This is a genomic window from Methylosinus sp. R-45379 (assembly GCF_001644125.1).
Taxonomy (GTDB): Bacteria; Pseudomonadota; Alphaproteobacteria; order Rhizobiales; family Beijerinckiaceae; genus Methylosinus.
In genome coordinates, this window is sequence record NZ_LUUM01000309.1 from 1 (window position 1) to 13,445 (window position 13,445).

At 65.8% G+C, this 13,445-nt stretch carries 14 protein-coding genes; 9 read left to right on the forward strand and 5 right to left on the reverse strand.

Going from position 1 to position 13,445, the window contains the following annotated elements; translation table 11 throughout:
- Positions 1 to 31: 31 nt before the first annotated feature.
- Positions 32 to 652, reverse strand: coding sequence for a response regulator transcription factor (locus tag A1351_RS22175; RefSeq protein ID WP_024878305.1), 621 nt, complete (start codon positions 650 to 652; stop codon positions 32 to 34).
- Between the two features lie 109 nt (positions 653 to 761).
- On the opposite strand from A1351_RS22175, the gene A1351_RS22180 reads away from it, so the two are divergent.
- Both A1351_RS22180 and hemA read left to right on the forward strand, forming a co-directional pair.
- Positions 762 to 2,072, forward strand: a complete 1,311-nt coding sequence (locus tag A1351_RS22180; protein WP_064033963.1) for a histidine kinase — start codon at positions 762 to 764, stop codon at positions 2,070 to 2,072.
- A gap of 265 nt (positions 2,073 to 2,337) precedes the next feature.
- Positions 2,338 to 3,624 (forward strand): 5-aminolevulinate synthase, encoded by a 1,287-nt coding sequence (hemA, locus tag A1351_RS22185; protein ID WP_026599899.1) that lies wholly within the window; start codon positions 2,338 to 2,340, stop codon positions 3,622 to 3,624.
- 340 nt (positions 3,625 to 3,964) lie between these two features.
- Here the strand turns inward: hemA and purC are convergent, their stop codons facing one another.
- Positions 3,965 to 4,759, reverse strand: coding sequence for a phosphoribosylaminoimidazolesuccinocarboxamide synthase (gene purC / locus A1351_RS22190; protein WP_018267133.1), 795 nt, complete (start codon positions 4,757 to 4,759; stop codon positions 3,965 to 3,967).
- A gap of 302 nt (positions 4,760 to 5,061) precedes the next feature.
- Between purC and A1351_RS22195 the strand changes: the two genes are divergently transcribed.
- The 3 genes from A1351_RS22195 (at position 5,062) to A1351_RS26040 (ending at position 6,780) form a co-directional block, all read left to right on the forward strand.
- Positions 5,062 to 5,382, forward strand: coding sequence for a DUF1476 domain-containing protein (locus tag A1351_RS22195; RefSeq protein ID WP_024878308.1), 321 nt, complete (start codon positions 5,062 to 5,064; stop codon positions 5,380 to 5,382).
- A 58-nt stretch (positions 5,383 to 5,440) separates the two neighbouring features.
- A complete protein-coding gene (locus A1351_RS22200; RefSeq protein WP_064033964.1) occupies positions 5,441 to 6,433 on the forward strand; it encodes a tyrosine recombinase XerC in 993 nt (330 codons plus the stop codon).
- A 212-nt stretch (positions 6,434 to 6,645) separates the two neighbouring features.
- Complete coding sequence (locus A1351_RS26040; RefSeq protein ID WP_256388657.1) at positions 6,646 to 6,780, forward strand: hypothetical protein; 135 nt, start codon at positions 6,646 to 6,648, stop codon at positions 6,778 to 6,780.
- Between the two features lie 21 nt (positions 6,781 to 6,801).
- On the opposite strand, the gene A1351_RS22205 is transcribed toward A1351_RS26040, so the two are convergent.
- On the reverse strand, positions 6,802 to 7,371 hold the full coding sequence (locus tag A1351_RS22205) for a hypothetical protein (RefSeq protein WP_024878310.1): 570 nt from the start codon (positions 7,369 to 7,371) through the stop codon (positions 6,802 to 6,804).
- 215 nt (positions 7,372 to 7,586) lie between these two features.
- Here A1351_RS22205 and A1351_RS22210 point away from each other — a divergent pair, with 215 nt between their 5' ends.
- Together A1351_RS22210 and A1351_RS22215 are read left to right on the forward strand one after the other, a co-directional pair.
- Positions 7,587 to 8,078, forward strand: coding sequence for a heme-binding protein (locus A1351_RS22210; RefSeq protein ID WP_083967461.1), 492 nt, complete (start codon positions 7,587 to 7,589; stop codon positions 8,076 to 8,078).
- Between the two features lie 178 nt (positions 8,079 to 8,256).
- Complete coding sequence (locus tag A1351_RS22215) at positions 8,257 to 8,526, forward strand: usg protein (RefSeq protein WP_024878312.1); 270 nt, start codon at positions 8,257 to 8,259, stop codon at positions 8,524 to 8,526.
- 148 nt (positions 8,527 to 8,674) lie between these two features.
- Here A1351_RS22215 and lpdA read toward each other — a convergent pair whose 3' ends face one another.
- A complete protein-coding gene (gene lpdA / locus A1351_RS22220) occupies positions 8,675 to 10,087 on the reverse strand; it encodes a dihydrolipoyl dehydrogenase (RefSeq protein WP_024878313.1) in 1,413 nt (470 codons plus the stop codon).
- A 105-nt stretch (positions 10,088 to 10,192) separates the two neighbouring features.
- Positions 10,193 to 11,410 carry a glycosyltransferase family 4 protein gene (locus A1351_RS22225; protein ID WP_024878314.1) on the reverse strand — a complete coding sequence of 406 codons (1,218 nt, stop codon included), beginning with the start codon at positions 11,408 to 11,410 and terminating at the stop codon, positions 10,193 to 10,195.
- 177 nt (positions 11,411 to 11,587) lie between these two features.
- Here A1351_RS22225 and A1351_RS22230 point away from each other — a divergent pair, with 177 nt between their 5' ends.
- Together A1351_RS22230 and bcsS are read left to right on the forward strand one after the other, a co-directional pair.
- On the forward strand, positions 11,588 to 12,382 hold the full coding sequence (locus tag A1351_RS22230; RefSeq protein WP_064033965.1) for a carboxylesterase: 795 nt from the start codon (positions 11,588 to 11,590) through the stop codon (positions 12,380 to 12,382).
- A gap of 198 nt (positions 12,383 to 12,580) precedes the next feature.
- Positions 12,581 to 13,396 (forward strand): cellulose biosynthesis protein BcsS, encoded by an 816-nt coding sequence (bcsS, locus tag A1351_RS22235; RefSeq protein ID WP_083967462.1) that lies wholly within the window; start codon positions 12,581 to 12,583, stop codon positions 13,394 to 13,396.
- Positions 13,397 to 13,445 lie beyond the last annotated feature (49 nt).

Genomic DNA, 13,445 nt, shown 5'->3' on the forward strand with positions numbered 1-13,445 from the left:
CCCGCGCGCGGGAGAAGGAAGAAACGCCCCTTCACGCTAGGCGCTGCTCTATCGCTATGCGCACCAGATCCATCGGCGTGCGCGCGCCGAGCTTGCGCTTCAGCAGAGAGCATGTGTTGGCGATCGTCTTGTAGGACACATGCACCGCATCGGCGATCTCGGTCATGCTCGAGCCCTTGCCGAGCAGGCGCAAAATCTCCAGCTCGCGGGAGCTCAGCTCCGCCAGAGGATTGGCGAGCGCCGCGGTCTTGTCGAAGGCCAGCCGATTGGCGAGCCGCGGCATCAGGAACACGCCTCCCGCCGCCACCTCGCGCACCGCGCGCAGCAGCAGAAACGGATCGTCGTTCTTGGTCACATAGCCGCGGGCGCCGGCCTCTATCGCGCGCGCGGCGAAGATCGGATCGTCGTTCATGGAAAAGATGACGATGCGCGCCTCTTCGTCGTGGCGCAGCATGCGGCGCGTCAGCTCGAAGCCGGAGGCGCCGGGGAGGTTGATGTCGACGACGGCGATATCCGGCCGCCATTCGACGAAGAGCGCCAGCGCCGTCTCCGCATCGCCGGCGTCGCGCGCTTCTATGTCGCCCTCGCCGGAGAGCATGGAAGCGCAGCCGGAGACGATGATCGGATGATCGTCGACGATCAGGACACGCATTCTTTGCTCGCGACGCCTCGTTTCGGGACGCTTCGCTTCGAAGCGCCGGCATGGATTGACCCGCGGCTACCCTTACGTAAAGTCGCCGCGCTTTGCAAAGGCGGGGCCCATGTTGAAAGGATTGTCCTTGCGCGCCAGGCTGCTGGCGCTGCTCGGCGCGACGCTCGCGACCGGGCTCGCCCTCGGCGTCGGCCTCTTGATGCTGCACGCCGCTTCGCGCGTGCGCGCCGAATCGGACAGCACGGCGCGCCTCGCGCGGGAGTTCGTAGCGACGGCGCTGGCCAGCGTCGAGGAGAGCGACGATCCGCTCGCGGCGCTGCGCGACCGGCTCGCCGAGGTGGAGCGGCTGCGGCACATTCATATCTATATGGCCGGCTCCGGCGCGGCGGGGGCGCGGATGGGGGACGGCCGGCGCGCGCCCGGCTGGTTCGCGGCGCTGGTCGCCGGGCCGCCCAGCGAGACGCGCATCGCGCTCGACGGCCGCGGGCGCCTGCGCGGGGAGCTGGCGCTCGCCGCCGATCCCGGGGACGAGATCGACGAGATTTGGGAGGAGGTGTGGGCGCTGGCGCTGGGCGCGGCGGCTCTGGCGCTCGCCGGCTTCGGCGTGGTGTCGGTGGTCCTCTCCCGCGCCCTCGCGCCGGTCTCCACTCTCGCCGAGGCGCTGCGGCGCATAGAGCAAGGCGATCGCGACGTGCGCATGGCCGCCGGGGATGCGCCGGAATTCGTCGCCATCGCCGGCCGGGTCGATGCGCTGGCGGAGACGCTCGCGCGCTTCGACGCGGAAAATCGCGCCTTGGTCGAGCGCATCATCCATGTCCAGGACGAGGAGCGCCGCGACATCGCCCGCGATCTGCATGACGAGATCGGGCCCTTTCTGTTCAGCATTCGCGCCGGGCTCGGCGCGCTCGCCCGCAAGCTCGAGGGCGCGCGTCGGGAAGATTGCCTGAATATCGACGCGCAGCTCGGCGCGCTGCAGCAGGTCAATCGCCGCATTCTCGGCCGGCTGCGGCCGGCGGCGCTCGACGAGATGGGCCTCGAGGGCGCGTTGCAGGCGCTCGCCCAAGGCTGGCGCGATCTCGATCCCGATGTCGCGCTCGGCCTTCATATCGACGAGACCGGGGAGCCGCTCGACGAGTCGATCGCCCTCACCGCCTATCGCATCGTGCAGGAGGGGCTCACCAATGTGTTCCGCCATGCGAGCGCCACGCGCGTCGATGTGTCGGTGGAGCGCATAGAGGCCGGCGGCAAGACGGAATTGCGCGTCACCGTGCGCGACGACGGCGCCGGCGTGCCCGAGGGCGCGCGCGAAGGCATTGGGCTGCGCGGCATGGGCGAGCGCGTCGCCGCCCTCGGCGGGCGGCTGACGCTGGAGACCGCCACGCCGCGCGGCGCGCTGCTAGTGGCGCGTCTCCCTCTCTAGAGATATCGTCCGTCGACCATTGTGCGGCGCAAAATGAAATTGCGCGCCGCAGAGGGAAATTTTTCACGCTCACGCTCGCGCAGAGAAAAGGATTCGTGGCGTTTTCGTGACTTCGTCTCAGCGCGACGATCTGCCTCTCGCCAAGCCTCTTCGGATAGTTTATGTAGCAAAACGCACAAAGCGGGAGCAGCGCGGTTCCATCGCGCAGGCGTTTCGCGCGGGGCCAAGAGTATCGGCCTCCTATCGCGGTATGAAGGGTCGTCACATGGACTATCGGCGCTTTTTCGAGACGGCGGTCACTCGTCTCCAGGAGGAACGCCGATATCGGGTCTTCGCCCATCTCGAACGCTGTGTGGAAACCTTTCCGCAAGCGGTCTGGCACCGCGACGACGGATCGACGCGCGATGTGACGATCTGGTGCTCCAATGACTATCTCGGCATGGGGCAGCACCCGGATGTGATCGCCGCAATGGTGGAGACCGCTTCGCGCGTCGGCGCCGGCTCCGGCGGCACGCGCAACATCTCCGGCACCAGCCATGCGATCGTGGAGCTGGAGAGCGAGCTCGCCGACCTTCATGGCAAGGAGGCCGCGCTCGTTTTCACCTCGGGCTGGATTTCCAATCTCGCGGCCATTTCGACGATCGCCGATCTTCTGCCCGATTGCGTCATTCTCTCCGACGCCTCCAATCATAATTCCATGATCGAGGGCGTGAAGCGCTCGCGCGCCGAGCGCAAGATCTTCCGCCACAATGATCTCGCCCATCTCGAGGAGCTGCTGATCGAGGCCGGCGCAAGGCCCAAGCTCATCGTCTTCGAGAGCCTCTACTCGATGAACGGCAACATCGCCCCGGTCGCCGAAATCGCCGCGCTCGCCGAGCGTTATGGCGCGATGACCTATATCGACGAGGTTCATGCCGTCGGCATGTATGGCGCGCGCGGCGGCGGAATCTGCGAGCGCGAGGGCGTCATGCATCGCATCGACGTCATCGAAGGCACGCTGGCCAAGGGGTTCGGCACGCTCGGCGGCTATGTGGCGGGCGACCGCGTGGTCATCGACGCCATTCGCAGCTATGCGGCCTCCTTCATATTCACCACCGCGCTGCCGCCGGCCGTGGCCGCCGCGGCGACGGCCGCCGTTCGGCTGCTGAAGGCGCGTTCCGATTTGCGCGCCGCGCATCAGCGCGCCTCGCATATCACCAAGCATGCGCTGGCTGCGGCCGGCCTGCCGGTGCTGGAGAATGGCTCGCATATCGTGCCGGTGATGGTGCGCGACGCCGAGCTGTGCAAGGCGGCGAGCGACATGCTGCTCGAGCGCCACGACATCTACATCCAGCCGATCAATTATCCGACCGTCGCGCGCGGATCGGAGCGTCTGCGCATCACCCCGACGCCGCGCCATACGCCGGAGCATATCGTCGCTCTGGTGGAGTCGGTGGCGGATGTGTGGCACACGCTCGGCATCCCCTTCGTGGAGCCGCCGCAGCATCTGCATATCGACGCGGAGAGCCGCGAGCGCTGTACCTATCCCGAGATCAAGCTCGCCGCGCAGTGAGTGGTGGATAAAGCGAAACCCAAAAGGTTCGCGTCTCCTTCTCCCGCCTGCGGGAGAAGGTGGCCCTCGCGTCAGCGAGGGTCGGATGAGGGTCCGCGCCGCCCTTGCGCGCTGAAATCGTCATCGTCCCTGGAAACCGCCCTCACCCGACCCCGCCAGAGCCCGTCGCTCGCGACGGGCGTCCTCACGGACGCCCTGTGGCGGGGCCACCTTCTCCCACGAGTGAGAGAAGGATTCGCGCTCAAAGGGTGTGGGTGTGCGGGCGCCGGCGCTGAGGCCACAAAAAAGCGCGCTTCCTTCTCCACGAGTGGCAGAAGGAAGCGCGCTCGATTCTTGCGCTTTACTGCACCAGCTTGGGCTGGCTCGGCCGGGGCGTCTCGTTCTCTTGCAGAATGCCGAGGCGGCGGGCCACTTCCGTATAGGCCTCGACGAGGCCGCCCATGTCGCGGCGGAAGCGGTCCTTGTCGAGCTTGTCGTTGGACTTGATGTCCCACAGCCGGCAGGAGTCGGGGGAAATCTCGTCGGCGACGACGATGCGCATCATGTCGCCTTCCCACAGCCGCCCGCACTCCATTTTGAAGTCCACGAGGCGGATGCCGACGCCGAGGAAGAGGCCGGAGAGGAAATCATTGACGCGAATGGCCAAGGCCATGATGTCGTCGATCTCCTGCGGGCTCGCCCAGCCGAAGGCGGTGATGTGCTCTTCCGAGACCATCGGGTCGTCGAGCGCGTCGTTCTTGTAATAGAACTCGATGATGGAGCGCGGCAGCTGCGTGCCTTCCTCCATGCCGAGGCGCTTGGACAGCGAGCCGGCGGCGACATTGCGCACCACGATCTCGAGCGGAACGATCTCCACCTCGCGAATCAGCTGCTCGCGCATGTTCAGCCGGCGGATGAAATGCGTCGGCACGCCGATGTCGTTGAGGTGCTGGAAGACGAATTCCGAGATGCGGTTGTTGAGGACGCCCTTGCCGTCGATCACCTCGTGCTTCTTGGCGTTGAAAGCGGTGGCGTCGTCCTTGAAGTGCTGAATCAAGGTGCCCGGCTCCGGACCCTCGTAGAGGACCTTGGCCTTGCCTTCGTAGATGCGGCGGCGGCGATTCATCGGGATCAACCGGGGCTTGAGAAAATCCATTACTGGCCCGTGGCTCCTCGGTTCGGCTTCAGCGTGACGATCGTCTCCGCCAGAGCGCTAGGCTCGGGAAGAGCGACGTCCCGTCCGAAGCGGCGTTCGCATGGCCGCGGATCGAACCGGGTCCTATCCTGTTCCAGCCGCGGTTACAACCCGCCAGAAGAGACTAGCCGAATCGAGGGGCGGACACAACTTGACCGAATTTTTCGTTAATTGCACGAATGTCATTGGAATCTAGGCCGAATCTCCTAGATTCGATCCTGCGCCATCCGAGCGCTTGCCGAAGGAAACATCCGAGGGTCGTCATGAGCATATTCGACAACCGGGAAGAGACTTTCGAAAAACGCTATGTCCATGAGCAGGAGCTCCAGTTCCGCGCCGAGGCGCGGCGCAATAGGCTTTTCGGCCTTTGGGCGGCGGAAAAGCTCGGCAAATCAGGGCCGGAGGCGGAGGCCTACGCCGAGGCGCTGGTGGTCGCCGAGGCTTCCGCGAATGCCGATGAGCAGGTGTTTTCCACAGTGAAGGCGGATTTCGCGGCGGCGGGCGTCGAGCAGTCCGACCATCAGCTTCGCCGCACCCTCGACGAATTGCTGGAGACGGCGCGGCTCGAGCTGAAACAGGGCTGAGCGCGCGGAGAGGGCGCGCTTTACCCTTCCTTTATCCGCGCGGGCCACCACTTATCCCATGCGCGATTCCCCAAGAGCCGCAACCAAAAGATCGGGCGCCGCCTTTCTGGCGGCGCCCGATATCGTCGCGGAGGCGCTCGCCTGGCTGCAGCATCTCTCCGGGGAGAGGCGCGCCTCCCGCCACACGCTCGACGCCTATGCGCGGGACGCGCGGTTTTTCCTCGCCTTTCTCGCCGAGCATAAGGGAGCGCCGGCCGACGCCGCCACATTGAGCGCGCTCTCTCCCGCCGACATACGCGCCTTCATGGCGCGGCGGCGGACCGAGGGGCTCGAGAATCGCTCGCTGCTGCGGGCTCTGGCCGCTGTGCGCTCGCTCATGCGTTTCCTCGAGAAGAAGGGCCTCGCCAAGACCGATGTCTTCGGCGCCATCCATGCGCCCAAAAAGCCGCACAGCCTGCCCAAGGCGCTGAGCGTCGCCGACGCGCGTGATCTCACCCGCGCCGAGACCCGCGCCGGCGAGGCGCGCGAGCCTTGGGTTCTCGCCCGCGACGCCGCCGCTCTGGCGCTGCTCTATGGCGCGGGATTGCGCATTTCGGAGGCGCTGTCGATCGAGCGCGACCGCGCGCCCATCGGCGCGGTGGATCGCATCGCCATTACCGGCAAGGGCGGCAAGACGCGCGTCGTGCCGGTCATCGAGCCGGTGCGGCGCGCGATAGAGGAATATATCTCGCTCTGCCCCTATCAGCTCGCCGGCGGGCCGCTCTTCGTCGGCGCGCGCGGAGGGCCGCTCTCGCCACGCATATTGCAGCTCGCCGTGGAGCGCATGCGCGGCGCGCTGGGCCTGCCGGCGAGCGCCACGCCCCATGCGCTGCGCCATTCCTTCGCGACGCATCTGCTCGGGCGCGGCGGCGATCTGCGCAGCATTCAGGAGCTGCTCGGCCACGCCTCGCTCTCGACGACGCAGATCTATGCCGCTGTCGACAAGAACCGGCTTTTGGAGGCCTGGCGCTCGGCGCATCCCCGCGGCCGCGACAGTTCGAAATCGAATTGATTTCGCTTACATTCAAATCGATCTCGTCAAGCGCTTCCTCGCCGAAATTTTGAATCGTGGCGAGGTCTCGCCTTTTTCTGGCTCCGCCCTTCCTTCCTAGCGAACCTGCCGGTTTTTCGTTCCGTGCTCTCGCGCACGCACGCGATTTTCTGGCTCCGGCAGGTTGACGGCGTCCCGTGGGGACGGGCGCCGACGATCGGTGGGAGGGGAAAATGGGTCAGACGCCGAGACTGTCGCTGCTCGGAGTGGTGCTCGCCATGGCTTTCGCCTATGGCGTGTGGATCATCGTCACCTCGGGACAGGCGGCTTCGGCCGACGCCTGCCTCGGCTATGCGCTCTGCCGCTGAGCGGCGGAGCGAGGCGTTTGCTCACGCCGCGTCGCGGCGGCGGACGCGGGCGCGCAGCAGGGCGAGCTTGCGCAAGAACAGCGAGCGGCCCTCCTCGCCCAGAACGCGGGAAATCTGCGCCTTCAGAAAATCCTTCGCCTCCCGAATCTTTTGCTTGAACGGCTCGACCCGCTCATGCGCCCAGCGGCTGACGCCCAGCGTCAGATTATAGACGCGCGCGAACCAGGCGAGCTGCAGCAGCTTTTCGCGGCTCGCGTCGAAGAGGAAAGAGGTGACGCCGAGCGCCAGCGTCTTGGCGGCGAGGATCACCGCCAGCCCGGTGAGCACATGGCCATGGGCGATGGCCGCCACCGCCAGCAGCTTCAAGGGCAGGATCGTGATCGCCGGCAGAGCGAAGACGGCGAGCGTCGCAATGGGTGTGAGGCCGGCGATGAAGCCGCGCAGCTGTGCCTCCAGCTCCTTTACGCCCAGCGCGTCGGCGAGGCGCAGCAGCCACAGCTTCACATGGTCCCACAGCCAGCTCTCGACGAGGAACAGCACGGCGAGGGTGAACCAGAATGCGCGCGTGAGGCGGCGGCCGATCGATTCCATGGTGTTTCGTCCTGTTCCCGGGCGTTTCGTTCTGTTCCCGCTCCATCGTGGCGCCCATGCGCAAAGGGTTGGAGCCGTGACAGAAATATGCGCTCTGTTCCGGCTGCGCCACAACTTCGCGGCGATCGTGGGCGGCCTCGAGCGCAGGCCGCGCCTTGACGAGTGCCTTGGGGCGTATTTTACTATAGTAGTTCTATAGACATTGGAGATAACAAATGCGCTTCCTCACGGCCGCCGCCGCTCTCGGCGCTCTCTTCCTCACCTTCTCCGGGGCCTCTGCGGCGGAGGGCGAGAATAAGGGCGTGAAGCAGAAATTCTCCCTCACTTTGGACGGGGCCAAGAAGGCCGCCGCCGCCGCCGAGGCGGAAGCCGTCAAGAACGGCTGGAATGTGGTGATCGCCATTGTCGACGACGGCGGCAATCTCCTCTATCTGCAACGCCTCGACGGCACGCAGGCCTCCTCCTCCGAGACGGCGACGCGCAAGGCGCGCACCTCGGCCCTGTTCAAGCGTCCGACCAAGGCGCTCGAGGACGCCGTCGCCGGCGGCCGCGTCGCTTTGCTGAGCCTGCCCAATGTCACCCCGCTCGAGGGCGGCGTTCCGCTCGTCTACAAGGGCGAGATCATCGGCGCGATCGGCGTTTCCGGCGCGACCTCACAGCAGGACGCGCAAGTCGCGAAAATCGGCGCTGACACTCTGACCCCGTGAATTTTTCGCGCGAGGACGTTCGCGCTCCCCGATTTTTCGGAGCGCGGACGCCCTTTCGATCAGCACTCGCTCACAACTGCTGCTAGCACATTGTTTTTAAAAGATTATTCGGCATTCTCCTTGCATGATGATCGCAGTCGAACCTATCGTTCTCATGCGATCGAAGAGGAGGCGTCTCATGGCGTCGCGCGAATTTCGCCGAATGCTCGAAGGCTATGGGCTGACGACGGCCAATATTTTCTACCGTCTGCCCGATCACCCCGCGATCATGCAGTCCTACATCTGGCAGGACTACGATCTGCAGCCTGAATTTCCGCAATTGCGGAAGTTTCTGGATTTTTGGCAGAGCAGCCTCGACGGGCGGCTCCACTCGGTGCAAGTGGCGCATAGCGGGCTCATTCGACCGGCGGAAGTCTCCTTGGTGGACAAGGAGTTCCGTTTGCACTGAGGGCTTCGAGGCCGGCCCCCTCGCCCTGAGGAGCCCGCATAGCGGGCGTCTCGAAGGGCGGCCTCGCCCCGTCTCCTCGAGCGTCCTTCGAGGCTTTTTGCGTTCCGCAAAAAGCGCCTCAGGACGAGGGGGTGGAGTTGCGAGCCTGTCACATATGGATCGAGCGCTTGGCGACGCCGAGCGCCGCTTCCTTTATCGCCTCCGACAGCGTCGGATGCGCATGGCAGGTGCGGGCCAAATCCTCCGCCGCGCCGGAGAATTCCATCAGCACGCCGCCTTCGGCGATCAGCTCGCCGGCGTCCGAGCCGAGAATATGCACGCCGATCACGCGATCGGTGGCGGCGTCGGCCAGCACTTTGACGAATCCCTCCGTCTGCCGACTGGCGCGCGCGCGGCCATTGGCGGAGAAGGGGAATTTGCCGACATTATAGGCGATTCCCGCCGATTTCGCCTCTTCCTCGGTCAGGCCCACCCAGGCGACCTCCGGCATCGTATAGACCACAGAGGGAATGACCCCGTAATTCACATGCCCCGCCTGGCCGGCGAGGATTTCCGCCACGGCGACGCCCTCCTCCTCCGCCTTATGGGCGAGCATGGCGCCGCGCACCACATCGCCAATCGCGAAAATGCCCGGCACATTGGTGCGGAAATGCTCCTCGATGACGACGCGCCCGCGCTCGGTGGCGATGCCCGTCTCCTCGAGGCCGAGGCCCGCCGTATAGGGAATGCGCCCGGTGGCGATCAGCACTGCGTCGGCCGTTATCGGCGTGCCGCCGCCGCCCTTGGTGGAGGCGTAGGAGACGGAGACGCCCTCCGGCGTCTTGTCGATCTTGGTGACCTTGGCGGCGAGATGGAAGGCGAAGCCCTCCTTCTCGAGAATCTTCTGGAAGCGGGTCGCGACCTCGGCGTCGGCGCCCGGCAAAATGCGGTCGAGATATTCGATCACCGTCACCTGCGCGCCGAGCCGTCGCCAGACCGAGCCGAGCTCGAGACCGATGACGCCCGCGCCGACGACGACGAGATGCCTCGGAACCGATTCGAGCTCCAGCGCCCCGGTGGAGGAGAGGATCGTCTTCTCGTCGAAGGCGATCTCCTTGCCGTCGACATCGCGCAGCGGCGCCACGGCGGAGCCCGTCGCTATGACGATATATTGCGATTCGAGAATCTGCGTCGCGCCATTCTCGCCCGTCACCTCGACGCGGCCGGCGCCGAGAATGCGGCCGGCGCCATGGTAGGAGTCGATCTTGTTCTTCTTGAACAGAAAGGCGACGCCGCCGACATTGGCGGCGACCGTGTCGGCCTTGTGCTTCATCATTTTCGCGAGATCGAGCCGCGGCGGCTCGACGATCACGCCGAGATCGGAAAGGCCGTGGCCCGCCTCCTCGAACATGTGAGAGGCGTGCAGCAGCGCCTTGGAGGGGATGCAGCCGACATTGCCGCAAGTGCCGCCATGGGTCGCGCGCTTCTCGACGACGGCGGTCTTGAGGCCGAGCTGCGCCGCGCGAATCGCGCAGACATAACCGCCCGGCCCCGTGCCGATGACGATGAGATCATATGCCATCCGCCAACTCCTTTGTCGCGCTGCGATCGATCGCTAGATAGCTTTTATGCAAGGAGAATATCCGCTTCGCAGGGGTGAGGTCGAACCATTTCTTCCGCGAGCGCGTCATGCGCCCGCCGATTGCGGCGCCAGCAGCCGCTCATAGGCGTCCAGCGTCGCGGCGCACATGCGCTCCACGGAAAAATGCGTCTGCGCATGGAGCCGCGCGCGCGCCGTCAGCGCCTCGCGGGCCGAGGGGCGCAGCTCCAGCGCCTCGCGAATCGCACGCGCCAGCGCGGCGGCGTCGCCCGGAGGCGCGCGCCAGCCGGTGGAAGCGGCCGCGTCCACTTGCGGCGGGGCGAGCACGGTTTCGACCGCCGCGCCGATATCCGAGACGACGATCGGCGCGCCCATCGCCTGCGCTTCTATGGCGACGCGGCCGAAGGCCTCCGGCGTCGTCGAGGGCGCGACGGCGACGGCGGCGGCGAGATAGGCGGCCGGCATATCGGCGCAATGGCCGGTCGCGCGCACGATTCCAACGAGGCCGGCGCGCGCGATATGCGCCTCCAGCTCGGCGCGGAAGCCGGCGCTCGGCGCGTCTCCCGCCAGAATGAAATGCACATCCGAAAAACCCTCGGCGACGAGCAGCTTCGCCGCCTCGATCAGCGTCGCATGGCCCTTGCGCGCCGAAAGTCGCGCCGGCAGCAGCACCACGCGCTCGTGCCGCGCCACGCCCCAGGAGGAGCGCACGCGCTCGACGCGGGCGGGTTCGACGGCGGAGGGCGAGAAGGCGCGCAGATCGAGCCCGCGCGCGATGACGACGATGCGCTGCGTCGCCTGCGGAAACAGCTCGGCGATGTGACAGGCGGTGAAGCGCGAGTTGGCGATGACGAGATCGCCCGCCGCCATGATGGAATTATAGCGCTGCTTGATGACCGAGGCGCCGCCATAGATGCTGTGATAGGTGGTGACGAAGCGCGCGCCCGCCCGCCGCGCGGCGTGATGCGCGACCCAGGCGCAGGCCCGCGAGCGCGCATGCACGATATCGACGCCCTCCTCGCGCAGAATGCGGGCGAGGCGGTAGGAGTTGAGCGCCATGGCGAGCGGATTTTTCGTCGCGGCCGGAAAGGGGAGCCACACTCCGCCCTTGGCCTGCAGCTCGCTGACCATGCGGCCGCCCTCCGAGGCGACGAGCGACCGCGCGCCGGCCATATGCAGCGCCTCGGCGATATCGATCGTCGTGCGTTCGGCGCCGCCCGATTGGAGGGCCGGCACGATCTGCAAAATGGCGCGACCGGCGAGGGGACGGCTGGTCGAGGGGAAGGCGTGGAAATTCTCTAGCATGGAGCCTAGCTGCCCAGTAAACGAGATCGTCGTCTTGGTCGAGAGGCGGGGGCTCTCTTCGCCCCAGAAATGGGCCGGCAATATGGCCCCTTTGGTCCCAGGATCGGACCATGTTACTGAGCAAGCGATGAAATTCCTTTAATTTGCGGGCCGGCGCGCCCGCGCGGCGGGGAGACGGTGGCTGTGGACGGCGTCGAGGAGGGGCTGAGCTTCGTCGATCTTTCCCTCGCGGGGCGGGAGCCCTGGCGCATCGCCCGGCGTTTTCGCGCCGCTCGCGGGGCCGGGGCGGAGCGCCCGGGCGTGATGCTGCTGGGCGGCTTCAAATCCGACATGCAGGGCTCCAAGGCCACGCATCTCGACGCCTGGGCGGAGCGCGAGGGGCGCGCCTTCCTGCGCTTCGATTATTCCGGCCATGGCGAATCGAGCGGATGTTTCGAGGATGGAACGATCGGCGATTGGCTGGCGCAGAGCGTCGCCGTCCTCGAGGCTTCGACGCGCGGCCCGCAAATTCTCGTCGGCAGCTCCATGGGCGGCTGGCTCGCTCTGCTGATGGCGCGTCGTCTCGCCGAACAAGGCCGTCGTCCGCACGCTCTCGTGCTGATCGCGCCCGCCGTCGATTTCACTGAAGAGCTCATCTGGAAGAACGCCGACGACGATATTCGCCGCGCGATTCTCGAAGACGGCGCATGGATGCGTCCCTCGCCCTATTCGCCGGAGCCGACGCCGATCACGCGTCGGCTCATCGAGGAAGGACGCGCGCATCTCATGCTCGAGGACGTCATTCGCGTGAATGCGCCCGTGCATATAATGCAGGGAATGCGTGACGAGGATGTGCCCTATCGTCATGCGTTGCGGTTGATGGAATGTCTCGCCTGCGATCCTGTCGTGCTGACCTTGGTGATGGAAGGCGATCATCGTCTTTCGCGCAGCGAGGATCTCGCGCATCTCACAGCTACGATAGAGGCGCTCTGACAAATGCGCGTGAGCTGAGCAGTACCGCGCATTAGGCATAACGGCTTCTTTGCGAAGCGCGAAAGCATTCAATAAACATTGTCCCATTAACCTCCATTCTTAAGGAAGGCGCCATGTCAGGCGCTCTTGATCGAGAGACGCGAATGTTCGCGGACATTCCCGCGCGCGTCACCCGATCGGGCCTGGGAATGAAGAGTCATGATGCTCTCGAGAACAGCTTTGCCGCTGGTGTTCTTCGCGGCGATTTGGTCGACGGCGCGCGCCGCCGATTGGTATACGGGCGCCCCCACGCCGGAGGCGTCGGCGCCGCCGCCTCCGGCCACGCCTCAGCTGACGGTTTCCATCGATCTTTCCGTCGACGGCACGTCGCGCAGCTCCATCGCCGGCGCCGCGATCGGCAAGATCGCGCCCTTCGGCTCGCTCGCGGAGAGCGGACCTCGCGTTCGCGTTTCCACGGTCATCGGCAAATACGCTTATGACGCCAGCGATCTTCCCGTCTACATCCCCGTCGGCGCCGCCTTCATTCCGAGCAATTCCGGCTATGGCCGCGTGCATGGAACGCTGGAAGACGGCTCCTTCATGGTCGGCTATGAGGTCGTCACCAATCAGGGCGGCGTCGCTGTCTATGTCGGCCCGGATGTGATGAATCACAGCCTGTCGCCCTTCGATCCGGGCAATCAGGTGCGCGGCGTCTCCGCCGGCGCCAAGGTCGGCGTCGAGGCTTTCGCGCGGCCGACCGACTCCACCATGGTCGCGCTCATCGCCTATTATTCGACCGTGCATAATTCCTATTACACGCGGCTGAAGTTCGGCGTGGAGCTCGCCGATTATGTCTATGTCGGCCCGGAGGCGCTGGCGCTCGGCGATGATTATTTCGCGCAATGGCGCGCCGGCGCGCATCTCACCGGACTGAAATTCGGCGCGCTGCAAATCGGCCTCTCCAGCGGCTATCTGCGCGATCGCGTGCGCGGCAGCGGCGCCTATGGAATTCTCGACACGCATATCGCTTTCTAAATCGACGGCCGCAGATTTTTCGGCCGCCTCCGTTTCATTGTTCGTCTTT

What these genes read in the sequence shown, in the direction of transcription:
- bcsS (WP_083967462.1), top strand. Translation starts at nt 12,581, where the DNA reads ATGATGCTCTCGAGAACAGCTTTGCCGCTGGTGTTCTTCGCGGCGATT.
- A1351_RS22210 (WP_083967461.1), top strand. Translation starts at nt 7,587, where the DNA reads ATGCGCTTCCTCACGGCCGCCGCCGCTCTCGGCGCTCTCTTCCTCACC.
- hemA (WP_026599899.1), top strand. Translation starts at nt 2,338, where the DNA reads ATGGACTATCGGCGCTTTTTCGAGACGGCGGTCACTCGTCTCCAGGAG.
- A1351_RS22175 (WP_024878305.1), bottom strand. Translation starts at nt 652, where the DNA reads ATGCGTGTCCTGATCGTCGACGATCATCCGATCATCGTCTCCGGCTGC.
- A1351_RS22225 (WP_024878314.1), bottom strand. Translation starts at nt 11,410, where the DNA reads ATGCTAGAGAATTTCCACGCCTTCCCCTCGACCAGCCGTCCCCTCGCC.
- purC (WP_018267133.1), bottom strand. Translation starts at nt 4,759, where the DNA reads ATGGATTTTCTCAAGCCCCGGTTGATCCCGATGAATCGCCGCCGCCGC.
- lpdA (WP_024878313.1), bottom strand. Translation starts at nt 10,087, where the DNA reads ATGGCATATGATCTCATCGTCATCGGCACGGGGCCGGGCGGTTATGTC.
- A1351_RS22195 (WP_024878308.1), top strand. Translation starts at nt 5,062, where the DNA reads ATGAGCATATTCGACAACCGGGAAGAGACTTTCGAAAAACGCTATGTC.
- A1351_RS26040 (WP_256388657.1), top strand. Translation starts at nt 6,646, where the DNA reads ATGGGTCAGACGCCGAGACTGTCGCTGCTCGGAGTGGTGCTCGCCATG.
- A1351_RS22180 (WP_064033963.1), top strand. Translation starts at nt 762, where the DNA reads ATGTTGAAAGGATTGTCCTTGCGCGCCAGGCTGCTGGCGCTGCTCGGC.
- A1351_RS22215 (WP_024878312.1), top strand. Translation starts at nt 8,257, where the DNA reads ATGGCGTCGCGCGAATTTCGCCGAATGCTCGAAGGCTATGGGCTGACG.
- A1351_RS22205 (WP_024878310.1), bottom strand. Translation starts at nt 7,371, where the DNA reads ATGGAATCGATCGGCCGCCGCCTCACGCGCGCATTCTGGTTCACCCTC.
- A1351_RS22200 (WP_064033964.1), top strand. Translation starts at nt 5,441, where the DNA reads ATGCGCGATTCCCCAAGAGCCGCAACCAAAAGATCGGGCGCCGCCTTT.